Source organism: Phocaeicola salanitronis DSM 18170 (assembly GCF_000190575.1).
GTDB lineage: Bacteria > Bacteroidota > Bacteroidia > Bacteroidales > Bacteroidaceae > Phocaeicola > Phocaeicola salanitronis.
The window spans coordinates 3,438,986-3,454,605 of record NC_015164.1 but is presented as its reverse complement, the minus strand read 5'-3'; the positions used below and the strand labels follow the sequence as shown (position 1 = coordinate 3,454,605).

15 protein-coding genes are annotated in these 15,620 nt (G+C 54.9%); 11 read left to right on the top strand and 4 right to left on the bottom strand.

Annotated features, from left to right (window positions below; genetic code table 11):
• Positions 1–12 precede the first annotated feature (12 nt).
• From BACSA_RS14750 to BACSA_RS14735, 4 genes are all read left to right on the top strand, one after another.
• Positions 13–441 (top strand): acetyl-CoA carboxylase biotin carboxyl carrier protein, encoded by a 429-nt coding sequence (locus BACSA_RS14750; protein WP_013618831.1) that lies wholly within the window; start codon positions 13–15, stop codon positions 439–441.
• Between the two features lie 2 nt (positions 442–443).
• Entirely contained in the window at positions 444–1,604 is a 1,161-nt protein-coding gene (locus BACSA_RS14745) for a sodium ion-translocating decarboxylase subunit beta (RefSeq protein WP_013618830.1), read from the top strand.
• Between the two features lie 214 nt (positions 1,605–1,818).
• Entirely contained in the window at positions 1,819–2,070 is a 252-nt protein-coding gene (locus BACSA_RS14740; protein ID WP_013618829.1) for a cyclomaltodextrinase C-terminal domain-containing protein, read from the top strand.
• Between the two features lie 121 nt (positions 2,071–2,191).
• On the top strand, positions 2,192–2,686 hold the full coding sequence (locus BACSA_RS14735; protein ID WP_041584062.1) for a GNAT family N-acetyltransferase: 495 nt from the start codon (positions 2,192–2,194) through the stop codon (positions 2,684–2,686).
• Positions 2,687–2,792: 106 nt separating this feature from the next.
• On the opposite strand, the gene BACSA_RS14730 is transcribed toward BACSA_RS14735, so the two are convergent.
• From BACSA_RS14730 to BACSA_RS14720, 3 genes are all read right to left on the bottom strand, one after another.
• Positions 2,793–3,305 (bottom strand): hypothetical protein, encoded by a 513-nt coding sequence (locus BACSA_RS14730; RefSeq protein WP_013618827.1) that lies wholly within the window; start codon positions 3,303–3,305, stop codon positions 2,793–2,795.
• 46 nt (positions 3,306–3,351) lie between these two features.
• A complete protein-coding gene (locus tag BACSA_RS14725) occupies positions 3,352–4,524 on the bottom strand; it encodes a MalY/PatB family protein (RefSeq protein ID WP_013618826.1) in 1,173 nt (390 codons plus the stop codon).
• Positions 4,525–4,609: 85 nt separating this feature from the next.
• Positions 4,610–5,185 (bottom strand): sugar O-acetyltransferase, encoded by a 576-nt coding sequence (locus BACSA_RS14720; protein ID WP_013618825.1) that lies wholly within the window; start codon positions 5,183–5,185, stop codon positions 4,610–4,612.
• Between the two features lie 173 nt (positions 5,186–5,358).
• Between BACSA_RS14720 and BACSA_RS14715 the strand changes: the two genes are divergently transcribed.
• Both BACSA_RS14715 and BACSA_RS14710 read left to right on the top strand, forming a co-directional pair.
• Positions 5,359–6,714, top strand: a complete 1,356-nt coding sequence (locus tag BACSA_RS14715) for an NAD(P)/FAD-dependent oxidoreductase (RefSeq protein ID WP_013618824.1) — start codon at positions 5,359–5,361, stop codon at positions 6,712–6,714.
• 169 nt (positions 6,715–6,883) lie between these two features.
• Complete coding sequence (locus BACSA_RS14710; protein ID WP_245546550.1) at positions 6,884–8,245, top strand: IS4 family transposase; 1,362 nt, start codon at positions 6,884–6,886, stop codon at positions 8,243–8,245.
• Positions 8,246–8,583: 338 nt separating this feature from the next.
• Here BACSA_RS14710 and BACSA_RS14705 read toward each other — a convergent pair whose 3' ends face one another.
• On the bottom strand, positions 8,584–9,528 hold the full coding sequence (locus BACSA_RS14705) for a DMT family transporter (protein ID WP_013618822.1): 945 nt from the start codon (positions 9,526–9,528) through the stop codon (positions 8,584–8,586).
• Positions 9,529–9,809: 281 nt separating this feature from the next.
• Here BACSA_RS14705 and BACSA_RS14700 point away from each other — a divergent pair, with 281 nt between their 5' ends.
• The 5 genes from BACSA_RS14700 to BACSA_RS14680 all read left to right on the top strand — a co-directional run bounded on the left by BACSA_RS14700 (position 9,810) and on the right by BACSA_RS14680 (position 15,434).
• Positions 9,810–10,238, top strand: a complete 429-nt coding sequence (locus BACSA_RS14700) for a PaaI family thioesterase (protein ID WP_013618821.1) — start codon at positions 9,810–9,812, stop codon at positions 10,236–10,238.
• Positions 10,235–11,377, top strand: coding sequence for an isochorismate synthase (locus tag BACSA_RS14695; protein WP_013618820.1), 1,143 nt, complete (start codon positions 10,235–10,237; stop codon positions 11,375–11,377). The genes BACSA_RS14700 and BACSA_RS14695 overlap by 4 nt, the downstream gene beginning before the upstream one ends.
• Positions 11,378–11,746: 369 nt before the next feature.
• Positions 11,747–13,414: a 2-succinyl-5-enolpyruvyl-6-hydroxy-3-cyclohexene-1-carboxylic-acid synthase gene (menD, locus tag BACSA_RS14690; protein ID WP_013618819.1), complete on the top strand. Its 1,668-nt coding sequence runs from the start codon at positions 11,747–11,749 to the stop codon at positions 13,412–13,414.
• 138 nt (positions 13,415–13,552) lie between these two features.
• On the top strand, positions 13,553–14,374 hold the full coding sequence (gene menB, locus BACSA_RS14685) for a 1,4-dihydroxy-2-naphthoyl-CoA synthase (protein WP_013618818.1): 822 nt from the start codon (positions 13,553–13,555) through the stop codon (positions 14,372–14,374).
• 4 nt (positions 14,375–14,378) lie between these two features.
• Complete coding sequence (locus tag BACSA_RS14680; RefSeq protein ID WP_013618817.1) at positions 14,379–15,434, top strand: o-succinylbenzoate synthase; 1,056 nt, start codon at positions 14,379–14,381, stop codon at positions 15,432–15,434.
• Positions 15,435–15,620: the final 186 nt, after the last annotated feature.

Sequence of the window (15,620 nt, the reverse complement as noted above, 5' to 3'; positions counted from 1 at the left end):
GAATAGATAACCATGAAAGAATATAGATACAAAATCAACGGAAACTTATACAAAGTGACCGTAGGAGACATCGAAGAAAACAACGTACACGTAGAAGTAAACGGTACGCCCTACACCGTAGAACTGGAGAAACACGCAAGCCCGAAAATCAAGCCGGTCATCCGTACGGCTTCCACCACGCCTGCCGCTCCTCCTCCTGCCGTAACCCGCCCCACAGTGTCGCAAGGCAAATCAGGCGTAAAGTCGCCGCTGCCCGGAGTCATCCTCGACATCAAGGTAAAGGAAGGCGACACGGTGAAACGCGGACAGACCCTGCTGATACTGGAAGCCATGAAAATGGAAAACGACATCAAGTCGGACCGCGACGGCAAAGTGACTGCCATCAACGTGAGCAAAGGAGAATCTATTCTTGAAGGTACAGACCTTATAATCATCGAATAACTATGGGAGAATTCATCAATTTCTTACAGAGCAACCTGGCTGATTTCTGGACGTATACCGGCTTCTACAATGCCACTTACCAGCATTTCATCATGATAGCCGTCGGTATATTCTTCATTTATCTTGCCGTAGCAAAGGAATTCGAGCCGATGCTGCTGATTCCTATCGGATTCGGTATGCTGATAGGCAACATTCCGTTCAATATGGAAGCCGGACTGCAAGTCGGCATCTACGAACAGGGTTCGGTACTCAACATCTTATACCAAGGCGTGACATCGGGCTGGTATCCGCCGCTCATCTTCCTCGGCATCGGTGCCATGACCGACTTCTCGGCACTGATTTCCAATCCGAAGCTGATGCTTATCGGGGCGGCAGCCCAATTCGGTATCTTCGGTGCCTACATGATTGCCCTCGAATGGGGATTCGACCCCATGCAGGCAGCCGCTATCGGCATCATCGGTGGCGCAGACGGCCCCACTGCCATCTTCCTTTCATCGAAGCTGGCGCCCAACCTGATGGGAGCCATCGCCGTGTCTGCCTACTCCTACATGGCATTGGTGCCGGTTATCCAGCCGCCCATCATGCGCCTGCTCACCACCAAGAAAGAGCGTCTCATCCGCATGAAAGCCCCGCGTGCCGTGTCGCATACCGAAAAGGTCCTGTTCCCGATTATGGGTCTGCTGCTGACCTGCTTCCTGGTGCCTTCGGGCCTTCCCCTGCTGGGCATGCTCTTCTTCGGCAACCTGCTGAAGGAAAGCGGCGTGACACGCCGTCTGGCAGAAACTGCCCGCGGACCGCTGATTGATACCATCACCATCTTGCTGGGACTGACCGTAGGTGCCTCTACGCAGGCTTCGGAATTCATCACCTGGGATTCACTGAAGATTTTCGGGCTGGGTGCCTTGTCCTTCGTGATAGCCACCGCATCGGGAGTGCTCTTCGTCAAGATATTCAACCTGGTATTGAAGAAAGACAACAAGATTAATCCGCTTATCGGAAATGCCGGCGTATCTGCCGTGCCCGACTCGGCACGCATCTCGCAAATCGTAGGCGCCGAATACGATCCGACCAATTACCTGCTGATGCACGCCATGGGCCCGAACGTAGCCGGTGTCATCGGTTCTGCCGTAGCGGCAGGTATCTTGCTGGGATTCCTGATTTAATCCGGCAGATGATAAAATTCACCACAGAGGGCACAGAGGCTCACAGAGAAAAATCTTAAAGCCTCTGTGCCCTCTGTGGTGAATCCGTAAACACATGCTTACTTGATTTATATCATAAAAACCGCATAAAACTTGCAATTTTAACCCTTTTCTTTCCGCTTGTTTAGAATGAAAGCCCTACTTTTGAAGCGCAAAACTAAAACTAAACAAGAAAATGTCAGAAAACAAAACTGTAAAGTATCACATTCCTGAACAAGGAATCTACTTGTATGCTCGTACGAACGATGGCAAGACAGAAATGATTGTATTAAACAGCACTGACAAAGAACAAGTTCTGCCAAGCCAGCACTACAATGCTTTGACCCAAGACTCCAAAGAAGGTATTGTCATTACAACCGGCAAGAAGGTCAACTTCAGCCAAAACCTCGTTGTTCCGGCAAACCGCTCGCTGATTATCGAGTTCTAAAGCATTCTTCAAATACGACAAAAAGAGGATGTCCCGAAACAGGGAAATCCTCTTTTTGTATTTTAAGATACAAGGCGTCACAAAGCCTGTTAACTTGCAATTTGAAACTTACTGTCCTGATATGAAACCGAACATACGCCCCGCCACACCTGCCGACTTAGACCGCCTGATGGAAATATTCGAGGCGGCACGCCGCTTCATGGCTTCCACCGGAAACCCGAACCAATGGATAAACGGTTACCCGCAACGCGGGCTGATAGCCGAAGAAATAAGCAACGGACACTGCTACGTATGCGAAAACGCCGAAGGGAAAGCCATAGGGACCTTCTGCTTCGTGCCCAGCCCGGACCCCAACTATGCCCACATCGAAGACGGAGCATGGCTGAACGGCGCACCCTATCACGTCATCCACCGACTTGCCTCCGACGGAAGCGGAAAAGGAATCTTCAAGGCATGCATCGCCTGGTGCGCCTCACACGACTCCAACCTCCGTGCCGACACCCATGCCGACAACAAAGTGATGCAACACCTGTTAGAGGAAAACGGATTCGTCCGCTGCGGCATCATCTACGTAGCCAACGGCACGCCCCGCATCGCCTACCAGCGGAAAGGGTGATTAATGTGATAATGTGTCAATGTGCCAATGGGATAATGGGAAAATGAATTAGCACATTAACTCATTGACACATTAGCACATTATCCCATTAGCACATTATTAAAATTCACTTCTGAATCAGCCAACGGATAAACGCATAGCCTCCGAATACCTGAAGCAGCATGCCCGGAATGCCCATGCGGAAATCCTGAACCGCCGCATAGAAGCTGTCGGTAAAGAAAGCCCATTCGCCCAACGTACCGATGCACTGGTAGAACAACACCACTGCCAGCAGCGCCAGAACAGACACTTTCCGGAAACGGTGTGCCACATATCCCGCACCGATTGCCAGCAAGACCGATTTCAGCAAAATAGCCGGAAGCACCGCAGGAGCAGGCATGCCGAACAACGCCGAATTAACCAATGGCGAAGCGACAGCGGTAAGCAAGCCTACCTTCCAGCCATACTTGTATGCCCCCACCAGGGTGAAGAAATAAATCGGCAGCCACGTCATCCCTCCCTGAGGAACCAAATGGAACAACTGAGGCAAAGCGATATTGCCGATTACGAACAGCAAAGCCGCTCCATACGTTTTCACATTGGAATACGGCAACGAATAAAGTTTTACTACTGATTCCATACTCTTATTATTTAAATGTTTGACTTCATGTTATTTAAATGTTTTGTCAATCATCAATTGCCTCCACATACCGGAGAAAGCGGTTCAACCCCTCTTCCACCCGGCTGCGCGGACAAGCCAGGTTCCAGCGCATGAATCCCTCGCCTTCCGCACCGTACATCGTTCCGGCGTTCAGCCACAGCTTGGCTTTGCTTACCAATTCCTCTTCCAGCGCTTCCGACTTCATGCCCAATGCCGAGCAGTCCATCCATGCCAGGTAAGTCCCCTCCAGCCGGGCTACCGGGAACTGCGGCAGACGCTCCTTGCAGAACTCCTGCATATACCGGTAGTTGCCGGCAATGTAAGCATTCAGCTGCTTCAGCCATTCGCTCCCCGCTTCGCTATAGGCTGCCATCAGCGCCTCCACCCCGAAAGGATTCACGTCGCACACCTCGTTGACATTGATGGCGCGGTCTATCTTCTTCCGGATTTCCGCGTCGGCAGTCACGATGTTCGCTATCTGAAGCCCCGCGATATTGAAAGCCTTGCTGGGCGAAATGCAGACCGACGAATGTTCCGCATACTCCCTGCCCAGCGAAGCGAAAGGCGTATAGGCATAGCCCGGCATCACCAGCTCGCAATGGATTTCATCAGAGAGGATAAACACGCCGTGACGGATGCAGATATCCCCCATGCGGCGCAGCTCCTCGGCAGTCCATACGCGCCCTGCCGGATTGTGAGGGTTGCACAGAAGGAACACCTTCGCCCGAGGGTCGGAAGCCTTCGCCTCCAGGTCGTCAAAATCGACGGCATACGTGTCGCCCTTGCGCACCAGCGGGCTGGAAAGCACCTCGCACCCGTTGTTGCGGATAGAAGAAAAGAAACAGTTATACACCGGAGTCTGCACAATCACCTTATCGCCCGGACGGGTCATCGCCTTGATAATGGCAGACACAGCCGGAACGACGCCGATGGTATAGATTATCCATTCGCGCTCCATGCTCCACCCGTGCTGCCCGGAAAACCAGCGGATAATGGCATCGTAATACGCGCCGGGCACCTTGGTATAACCGAATATCCCATGCGCCACCCGCTTTTGCAAAGCCTCCACAATGGCAGGCAACGTCCGGAAATCCATATCCGCCACCCACATCGGAAGCACACCGTCTTCCGCCGCCGAGTCCCATTTATACGACCCGGTATGGCGGCGGTCTGTCAGTTCGTCAAAATTATATTCCATCGTCTTCAGTTACTTTTTTCAAGATACAAAGATAAGCGTTCCCGCCCATATCCGTGTATCCGCTTTACAGATAATCTTACCCATTTTACATAAATTTTTCATTTATCCTCCGTATCACCTTCGCCGGCACTCCCCCGACAATCGTATCGGCAGGCACATCCTTCGTCACCACCGCACCGGCGGCTATAATCGCGTTGTCGCCTACCGTCACCCCTTGCAGGATGGTGGCGTTCGAGCCTACCCACACGTTCTTGCCCAGCACAATCGGAGCAGGATACGTATGCACCCGGTCCCCGGGAGCGATGCCGTGGTTCAGCGTGGCGAACACCACGTTATGCCCTATCTGGCAACCGTCGCCCAACGTCACGCCCCCATGGTCCTGAAAATGGCAGCAAGCGTTGATAAACACATGCCTGCCTATCGTGATGTTCTTCCCGAAATCGGTATAAAACGGAGGAAACACCCGCAAGGTAGGGTCTGCCTCCTTGCCGAACAGCTCCGAGAGCAACGCCCGCACCTCGTCGGGCGTGTGATAAGCCGTGTTGAGCCTGAAGGTGACACGCCGCGCCTCGTCGCTCATCTCGTCCATAAACCGGTGTATCTCGTCCGAACTTAACGCTTTTCCTGTTTTCACGTATTCCAAAAATTCTTTCAGTTCCATCGTTCTGTTTATTTAACGGTTAGTTTACATCATAGCGGTGCAAAAATAATGAAATATCAGACACACCGATGTATACGAATTACTGAAATTTTTCCGTAATTTACCGCAAAACGCATGCCTGAGTCCTGATAAAATTGTAACTTTGCGCCAGCTTTACACAAAAACAAAATGACATGAGTTTCAACATCGAAAGAGAAAAAGGTAAAAAGAGAGTTGTCATCGTAGGAGGAGGCTTCGGAGGCCTCAAGCTGGCAAACAAATTATCAAAGTCAAACTTTCAGGTCATCCTGATTGACAAGAACAATTATCACCAATTCCCGCCGCTCATCTACCAAGTGGCATCCGCAGGCATCGAACCGAGTTCCATCTCCTTCCCGTTCCGGAAAATATTCGGGAAAAACTCGCACGTGCACTACCGCATGGCAGAAGCCCGGCTGATTTTCCCCGAGAAAAACATCCTCCAGACCTCCATCGGGAAAATCGAATACGACTACCTCGTGCTTGCAGCCGGAACCACGTCCAACTTCTTCGGAAACCAGAACATCGAGCGGGAAGCCATCCCCATGAAAACCCTGCAAGAAGCCATGGGGCTGCGCAACGCCCTGCTGGGCAACTTCGAACGGAGCGTGACCTGCGCCACCGAACAAGAACGCCGCGAACTGCTGAACATCGTCATCGTGGGCGGAGGAGCGACAGGCGTGGAAATAGCCGGAGCGTTGGCGGAAATGAAACGCTACGTGCTCCCGAAAGACTACCCCGACATGAACGAAAACCTGCTGCAAATCTACCTGATAGAGGCAAGCAGCCGCCTGCTCTCGGGAATGGCGCCGGTGTCGTCGCAAAAGTCGGCGGAATTCTTGCGGCGCATGGGCATCAACGTGTGGCTGGACAAGAAAGTGATGGACTACCGCAACCACAAAGTCATCCTCGAAGACGGTACGCAAATCCCCACCCGCACCTTCATCTGGGTGAGCGGCGTGCGTGCCAACACCATCGGAAACATGCCTGCCGCATCGCTGGGACGCGGCGGACGCATCAAGGTAGACGCATACAATAAGGCAGAAGGATTCGACAACATCTTCTGCATCGGCGACCAGTGCATCATGAGCGGCGACAAGGAATATCCGGGCGGACATCCGCAACTCGCCCAGGTAGCCATCCAGCAAGGAAGCCTCCTCGCCGCAAACCTCATCCGCCTGCAAAAAGGAAAAGCCATGAAGCCCTTCCGTTACCGCAACCTGGGAAGCATGGCAACCGTGGGCAGAAACAAGGCGGTGGCAGAATTCAGCTCCCTGAAAACGCAAGGCTGGATAGCCTGGCTATTGTGGCTGGTGGTCCACCTCCGCTCCATCCTGGGCGTGCGAAACAAAATCAACGTACTGCTCAACTGGATGTGGAGCTACCTGACCTACGACCACTCGCTCCGGCTCATCCTCTACCCCCGCAAGGCACAAGAAGTCATAGAACGCGAAAAAAGAGAGGCGGAAACCCACTGGGGCGAAGACGAAATGCAACAAAACAATCAATAATTAATTTAATATCCGCATTCCACCCAATTGCCTTGTAGGGGCGTATCGCATACGCCCCGAAGACACCCGCATGGGTTAGTTGACGCATTCGGGCGTATGCGATACGCCCCTACATGGGATGTTTTTGTCACGCCGGATTTGTAATCATGAGTGGTCGGAAGATATAAAAGTGAAACAAGCTGTAAGTAAAATATTTATATTTGCGGAATCAAACAAACACAGAAACATTATGCATCTTGATGAATTGAAATGCCATGCGACCGACCTCGTCCGCCTTCTCCCCAGACAGATGCTGGCACGGCTCGCGAAATCCACGGAAGTGGACCGCTACGCCAAGGAACTGCAGGGGGAGCGCCTTTTCAACCTGCTGCTTTATGGGCTGATCCGCTGCAAGCGGTTGAGCCAGCGCAAACTGGAGAAGGTGTTCGAGAGCCGCGCCTTCTGCACCCTGTTCGACTACTCGCTTGGGGAAAGGGTTTCGCACAGTTCCATCTCGGAACGCCTCTCGAAAGTGAATGTGGAGTTTTTCCGCAAGGCATACGAAGTGTTCTACGACAAGCTGCACAGCCTCTACACTCCGCGTGAGATAGAGCGCAAGCTGCTGGTAAGGGTGGACAGCACCCTCGTGGCCGAAACCTGCAACAAGCTCAAGAAGGGCTTCACCGTAGGCAAGCGTCCGGTTGGAAAGGATGCCTGCAGGCAACGGCGGCAGGTGAAATACACGATGGGGTACGAAGGCTTCGCCGCGAAGCTGGCCGAGGTGCTGGACGAGCCGGCTTATCTGAGCGAGGACGTCGCCCTGCCCAAGGCGATAGACGGGATGATAAAGAAGGACCCCGAACACAGCAACCTCTACGTCTTTGACCGCGGGCTGTCATCGTTGCGCGCATACGATTCGATGACGGGACAGCACGCCAGGTTCGTGGGCCGCATCAAGACCAACCGCAGCATGGAGACGGTGCGCGTGCTGGAAATCCCGGAGGCCGACAAGTGCGCTCCGGAAAAGCTGGTGCTGGATGAGGACAAGGTCGTACACCTGCGTGAAGGGGGGAGCCGCAAATTCGGCACGGAGGAGTACCGCGTCATCACGGCCCATTTCAAGGAGCCGCGTGACACCACACGCCCCCAAAACAAAGGGAAAGCCAAACGCGTGGAAAACCGCATATGCTTCATCACCAACGACATGGAACTGCCGGCCAAGGAGGTTGCCGAAATTTACCGCCGCCGTTGGGACATCGAGGTGTTTTTCCGTTTCCTCAAGCAGGAACTCTCCTTCAGCCATTTCCTGTCGGTCAACGAGAACGGCCTGCAGGTCATCCTTTACATGACGCTCATAACGGCCATGCTTGTCATGATATACAAGCGTGAGAATAAGCTGGGGTATTCCATGGCCGTCTTCACTCTCGATTTGGAAATGGAAGACTATGCGATGGGGCTTGCCTCGGAGATGGCTGCCGGAAATCGCGGGACACCGCACGGAAGCCAAAAAGGGAAACACAAGCGTCTGGAAGCAAATGGCTTAACGCCTTAGATCTTCCAACCACTCATGATTGCAAATCCGGCGTGACAATATCCGGCGTGACGTCTCTACTACGTGCTGTATTTTCATGCTGTCACGACAAAAAAAATGTCATTCTGCACTGCGTGCGAAACATCCTCGAAGAATCTTTCGCTCACATTGCAAAATGACAAGAAAAAGACAAAACGTCGTATGCTTATGTCTACAAATTTGCAGAAAAATGTAGACAAATGCAACCATCCGTCCCCTTATGGGACGAAAAAGCAGCGCCTGTGCCCGGGGCGGAAAACACGTCCGCCCGTGGCGGGAAACACGGGCGGACACGGAGGGAGACGCGGGCGGACGGCACCCTATCGCCGTGCGCCCTCCGCCTCACGCGCGTGGGCTTCCATCTCGGCGCGCGAACGGCTCATCGTCACCATATACACCCCGCCGAATATCAAGAGGACGGAAAGCACCTTCACCCAGTTGAACGTATCCATCCCCCAGCATATCGCCACGATGCACGCCACCACCGGCTGCACGTAGTTGTACATGCCCGCCACGGTAGGACGGAGGTGTTTCTGCCCCACGATGACGAAGATGTAGCACAGGAACGTGCCTCCCACCACGATGAAGAGCAGCGAGCCAGCCTCTGCCCATCCCAGGCTCTCCCATCCCGCCGCCAGCAGGTCGTTGTAAGAGAAGGGGAGCAGGCAGATGAAGGCGTAGGTGAACATCCACTTCATGATGGTGAACACCGAATATTTGCTCACGAAGTCCTTGAACAATACCAGGTAGAAGGCATAGCTGAGCTGCGCCGTAAGCACCAGCAAGTCGCCCCACAGGCTGTAGGGGTTCTCCGCCGCGGCGCCGCTGTGCGAGCTTCCCATAATCAGCAGCAGCGCGCCTCCGGCACCGAAGGCGATGCCCAGCACCTTCTTCCCCGTAATCGGCTCTTTCAGGAAAATGGCAGCCAGCACCATCGCCCACAGCGGCATGCTGGTGGTGATGATGGAAGCGTCGGCGGGCGAAGTCAGCCCCACGCCGAAGATGAAGCATCCCTGATTGAACACGATGGCGAGCAGCGAAGCCACGAAAAGCTTTGCCAAATCCTTATGCCCCACGTGTTCGGGCTTGCGGAAAAACGAGACAATCCAAAACAGAAGCATGGCGCCGAAGACACGCAAGTCGGTCACCACCAGCGAGCTGACCAGCCCTCCCGCCATCACGAATTTTGCCAGCGGCGACATCAGCCCCCACATGGCGTTGGCACAAAGCATGGCTCCGTGCCCTTTCAATTTCTGTGTATCCATAAAAAACATCTTTTTTAAAAATCTGCCACAAAATTACATCAGAATTCAATTGGAAAGATAGAATATGCCGGAAAATAAATGTACCTTTGCAGGGTGAAGGCGTAACGAAAGAAATAGCGTATAAAGTAGAGACGTCACATTGTGGCGTCTCTGAAAACATACACAAATACATCCGCCATGCGGACGGGGAGACGCCACGATGTGACGTCTCTACAAAAAACAAACAGACAAAGATTCAAATAGTAACGACAAACAAAACCCAAACTTAAAATAACAAGAAAATGATGCAAATAGAACCCGGAAAACCATACGAGCCGAAAGAAGCCATCGCACGTCACCTCGGCATCCGGCTGGTGGAAATCAAAGAAGGATACATCAAGGCGACCATGCCCGTCGACGAGCATACGGCACGCCCCTGCACGCCGACCGACATCCTGAACGGCGGAGCCTCGCTGGCATGCGCCGAAATCGTAAGCGGCTACGGGTCGATTGTCCTGTGCAAGGACGACGAAGAGCCTGTAGGCATACAGGTGAGCGCCAACCACGTGGGCATGACTCCCGTAGGGGAAGGGCGGTATGTAGAAGCCCGCGCCACCATCGTGCACCGCGGACGCACCCAGCATGTATGGAACGTGGACATCGTTACGCCGGAAGGCAAACTGATATCCACCGCCCGCATCACCAACCTGATTATAAAGAAACGCGTATGAACCTGCCTTTTTCATCCATCCACAAACTGATAGACAGCCTGACACGGAGCAACGCCAGCTTTGCCCTCTACCGCCAGCCCTGGACCGACGAGCCGCTGCTGGTGCTGCAAGAGGCCGGCGGGGCGCAGACCGTAGACGGCATGAGCGGGCTGAACGGGAAACGGGGCTTCCTGATGGCTCCGTTCAAGCCCGGCGGAAAGCACCCAATTGTCTTAATCGAGGCAGACCACTGCGCACACGGCTGGGAAAGCATCAGCGACCTGCTGGCGCAATACGCGCAAACGCATGCGGCGGAAATCCCGGCTCCGCCAGCCGGACCCCTTCAGCCCTCGGCGGGACAGGAAGCCAGGCAGGAAACCGGCGGGCAAGACCAGGAAGCCTACGCGGAAGCCTTCGGACGGTTTATCGTGCCCCTGCGGCAGAACACCTTCCAAAAGCTGGTGCTGTCGCGCTGCCTGCACCGCAAGCTGCCCGAAGGCTTCTCCCCGCTTTCCACGTTCGTGAACGCGTGCAACAGCTATCCGCGGATGATGATATCGCTGACGCACACGCCGGCAACGGGGACGTGGATAGGAAGCACGCCCGAAATCATCCTGAGCGGGCACGACACCCAATGGCATACCGTATCGCTCGCCGGCACCATGCCGATGCAGGGCGACACGATGCCCGACGAATGGAGCGAGAAGAATCGGAAGGAACAGGCGTTCGTGAGCGAATACATCCGCAAGACCGTGAAACAGTTCGGAAGCAAAATCACCGAAAAAGGACCGTACACGGCACGTGCCGGAGGGCTGGTGCACCTGAAGACCGACTTCAGCTTCCAGCTAAAAGACACGTCGCGCCTGGGCGACATCCTGAACGAACTGCATCCCACGCCCGCCGTATGCGGGCTGCCGAAGCAGGAAGCCTATGCCTTCATCGAAGCGAACGAAGGAATCGACCGGAAGTATTACGCGGGCATCATCGGATGGCTCGACCCGCAAGGAGACACGTCGCTCTACGTCAACCTGCGGTGCATGAAAGTGGAAGGCAGCGAAAGCACGCTCTACGCCGGAGGAGGCATCCTCCCCTCGTCTGTCCTCGAAGCGGAATGGGAAGAAACCCGGCAGAAGCTGAATACGATGCTGAATGTGTTGTAGCCCCCTCCAACCTCCCCCCGTGGGGAAGGCTGCTGTCACGCGCTGTCACGCCGGATTTGTAATCCGGCGTGACAAAACAAGATGTAGAGACGTCACATTGTGGCGTCTCCCCGTCCAAAGGGAATGACACTACACATACCTTCAAGTGGGTGCTGAGACGCCACAATGTGACGTCTCTACTAAAAACTGAATGACAAGAATGACAAGAGTATAAGGCAATCCGGCGTAACAAAAAACAGTTCATGTAGGGGCGTATCGCATACGCCCGAATGCGCCAACTTATCCACGTGAATGCTTTTAGGGCGTATGCGATACGCCCCTACAGTCATTGGGTGAAATATACGAATAAAACAAACAAACAAACAAAACATGTACACCGATAAGAAAAACATTTTACAACTGGCGGCACTGCTGCGCGCGCACGGCATCAGGCGGATTGTGCTCTGTCCCGGAAGCCGGAACATCCCGCTGACGCAGACCTTTGCCAACGTGCCCGACTTCACGTGCTATCCGCTGACCGACGAACGGAGCGCGGGATTCTTCGCCCTCGGGCTTGCCCTGCACGACGGAGCGCCCGTAGCCGTATGCTGCACCTCGGGCACTGCCCTACTCAACCTGCATCCTGCCGTGGCGGAAGCCTACTACCAGCAGGTGCCCCTGGTGGTGATATCCGCCGACCGCCCCGCCGCATGGATCGGGCAGATGGACGGGCAGACCCTTCCCCAGCCGGGCGTATTCGGCACACTGGTCAAGAAATCGGTCAGCCTGCCCGACGTGAAGGACGAAGAAGACGAATGGTTCTGCAACCGGCTCATCAACGAGGCACTGCTGGAAACGCACCACCACGGCAAGGGACCGGTGCACATCAATGTCCCCGTCGGCGAACCGTTCTTCCTGCTCCCCGTAAACGAGCTGCCCGAGGCACGGGTCATCACCCGCTACCAGGGGCTGAACATCTACGACAAGGACTACCAGCCGCTCATCGAACGGCTGAACAAATACCAGAAGCGTATGGCGGTGACAGGGCAGATGAACCTGATTTACCTCTTCGACAAGAAATATACGAAGCTGCTGTACAAGCATTTCGCCTGGATAGCCGAGAGCATCGGCAACCAGACCGTGCCGGGGATGCCCATCCGCAACATCGAAGCCCTGCTGTGCTCGATGAACAACGACATGCAGGAGGCGATGCGCCCCGAACTGCTGATTACCTACGGGGGGCACGTCATCTCGAAACGCCTGAAGAAATTCCTGCGGAAGCATCCGCCCACGGAACACTGGCACATCTCGGCAGACGGGGAAATCATGGACCTGTACGGCTCGCTGAGCGTAGTCATCGAAATGGACCCCTTCGAGTTCCTCGAAAAGATAGCCGTCCTGATAGACGCACCCACGCCCGAATATCCCAAAAGGTGGGAAACGAAGTCGAAAGCCATCCCCAAAGCGCAGTTCGCCTACTCCGAGATGCGCGCGATAGGCGAGACGCTCCGGCGCCTCCCCTCACCCTGCTCGCTCCACCTTGCCAACAGCTCGGCGGTGCGCTACGCCCAGCTCTTCGACCTACCGCCCGAAGTGGAGGTGCTGTCCAACCGGGGCACAAACGGCATCGAAGGGTCGCTCTCTACCGCACTGGGCTATGCCACGGCATCGGACAAGCTGAACTTCATCGTGATAGGCGACCTGAGCTTCTTCTACGACATGAACGCGCTGTGGAACTCCAATTACGGCAGCAACATCCGCATCCTCCTGCTCAACAACGAAGGCGGCGAAATCTTCCATGCCCTGCCCGGACTGACCCTGCACGAGAACGCACGCCGCTTCGTGACGGGCACCCACCACGCGTCGGGGAAGGCATGGGCGGAAGACCGGGGATTCGAATACCTCTGCGCGCGCAACGAAGAAGAACTACAGGCGGCACTGGAGAGCTTCACACAGCCCTCCGTCACCCGCCAGCCGATGCTGCTGGAGGCATTTACCGACAAGGACAAGGACATCGAACTGCTGAAAGCGTATTATCATAGCCTGAAACAGTTTTAAATTTACGGTTTGGCGATTTACGATTTTCCTGTTACGGCGTGACAATCAATGACGTAACAATGAAATGCTGAGACGCCATAGTGTGAAGTCTCTACAAAAAACAGACTGACAAAAGAGAACCAAAAAACTCATTTAGTTATGGAAAAAAGAGAATGGAAAACCATCAAAGAATACAAGGATATTCTTTTCGACTATTACAACGGCATCGCGAAAATCACCATCAACCGCCCGCGCTACCGCAACGCCTTCACCCCCGACACGACCATGGAGCTGAGCAACGCCCTGCTCTATTGCCGTGAATGCCCGGACATCAACGTCATCGTGCTGACCGGTGCGGGCGACAAGGCATTCTGCTCGGGCGGCGACATGCACGTAAAAGGACACGGAGGCTATGTAGGCACCGACGGCGTGCCTCGCCTGAACATCCTCGACGTGCAGAAGCAGATACGCTCCATCCCGAAGCCGGTCATCGCCATGGTGAACGGATATGCCATCGGTGGAGGGCACGTGCTCCACGTGGTATGCGACCTGAGCATCGCCTCGGAGAACGCCATCTTCGGACAGACCGGACCGCGTGTGGGCAGCTTCGACGCCGGATTCGGCGCATCGTATCTGGCGCGTGTCGTAGGGCAGAAGAAAGCCCGCGAAATCTGGTTCCTCTGCCGCCAGTATTCGGCACAGGAAGCCCTGGAAATGGGGCTGGTGAACAAAGTCGTGCCCTTCGACCGGCTGGAAGATGAAGTGGTGGAATGGGCGGAAACCATGATGCAGCACAGCCCGCTCGCCCTCCGCATGATAAAAGCCGGACTGAACGCCGAACTGGACGGACAGGCGGGCATCCAGGAGCTTGCCGGCGACGCCACGATGTTATACTATATGACCGATGAAGCCCAGGAAGGCGGCAAGGCGTTTCTGGAGAAGCGCAAGCCCGACTGGTCGAAATATCCCAAACTGCCGTAAGCCTATGTACACAATCAAGATTATCCCGCGCACGCTGCACTTCAAACAACCGGCAGGAACCTCCAGAGGGGTCTACCGCACCCGCAAGGTGTGGTACCTCGTATTGCGGGACCCGGCGGACGGACGCTGCGGCATCGGCGAATGCGCCCCGCTTCCCGCACTGAGCTGCGACGACATCCCCGACTACGAAGACGTGCTCGCCTGCCATTGCCAGCGCAGTGCCGAACAAGGCTGCATCGACTACGATGCGCTGCGCCCCTACCCGTCCATGCTCTTCGGGCTGGAGACCGCCTTCCTCCACCTCCAAGCCGGAAGCCTCCGCTTCTGGGACACTCCTTTCTCACGGGGGGAAGAGGGCATCCCCATCAACGGGCTGATTTGGATGGGCAACTTCGACGAGATGTACCGCCGGATAGAAGAAAAGATGAAAGCGGGCTTCCGCTGCATCAAGGTGAAAATCGGAGCCATCGGCTTCGAGCAGGAACTGGAGCTGCTGGCACACATCCGCCAGCATTTCTCTCCGCAGGAAATCGAGCTGCGGGTAGACGCCAACGGCGCTTTCACGCCCCTCGACGCACCCCGTAAGCTGGAACAGCTGAGCCGCTTCGGGCTGCACTCCATCGAGCAGCCCATCCGCGCCGGACAATGGGAAGAGATGAGGAAATTGTGTCAAGACACCCCCATCCCCATCGCGCTGGACGAAGAACTGATAGGCGTCAACCGTCCCGAAGAGAAAGCCCGGCTGCTCGACACCGTCCGTCCGCAATACATCATCCTGAAACCTTCGCTTCACGGAGGGCTGAAAGGGGCGGAAGAATGGATTAGGCTTGCCGGAGAAAGAGGCATCGGCTCGTGGGTGACCTCCGCCCTCGAATCGAACGTGGGGCTGAACAGCATCGCGCAATGGTGTGCCACGCTAAACCCTCAGATGCCGCAAGGATTGGGTACAGGGCAGCTCTTTATCGACAACATTCCTTACCCTCTCGATATCCAAGGCGACTGCCTCTGGTTTCTGCCCGGACAGCCCGAAACGGAGTTTGGCGAGTTGCTGTGCTTGTGAAAAAATAAAACACAGAGACACGAAGGCACAGAGTTTTATTTTTAACGAATATTTTTGTCACGTTTTTGTCACGCCGGATTTGTAATCCGGCGTAAACGAACTTGCGGATTTGTAATCCGCATCATCCACGCTGACGGTTCGGATTGCAAATCCGATTCTTTCATTACGCCGGATTGCAAATCCGGC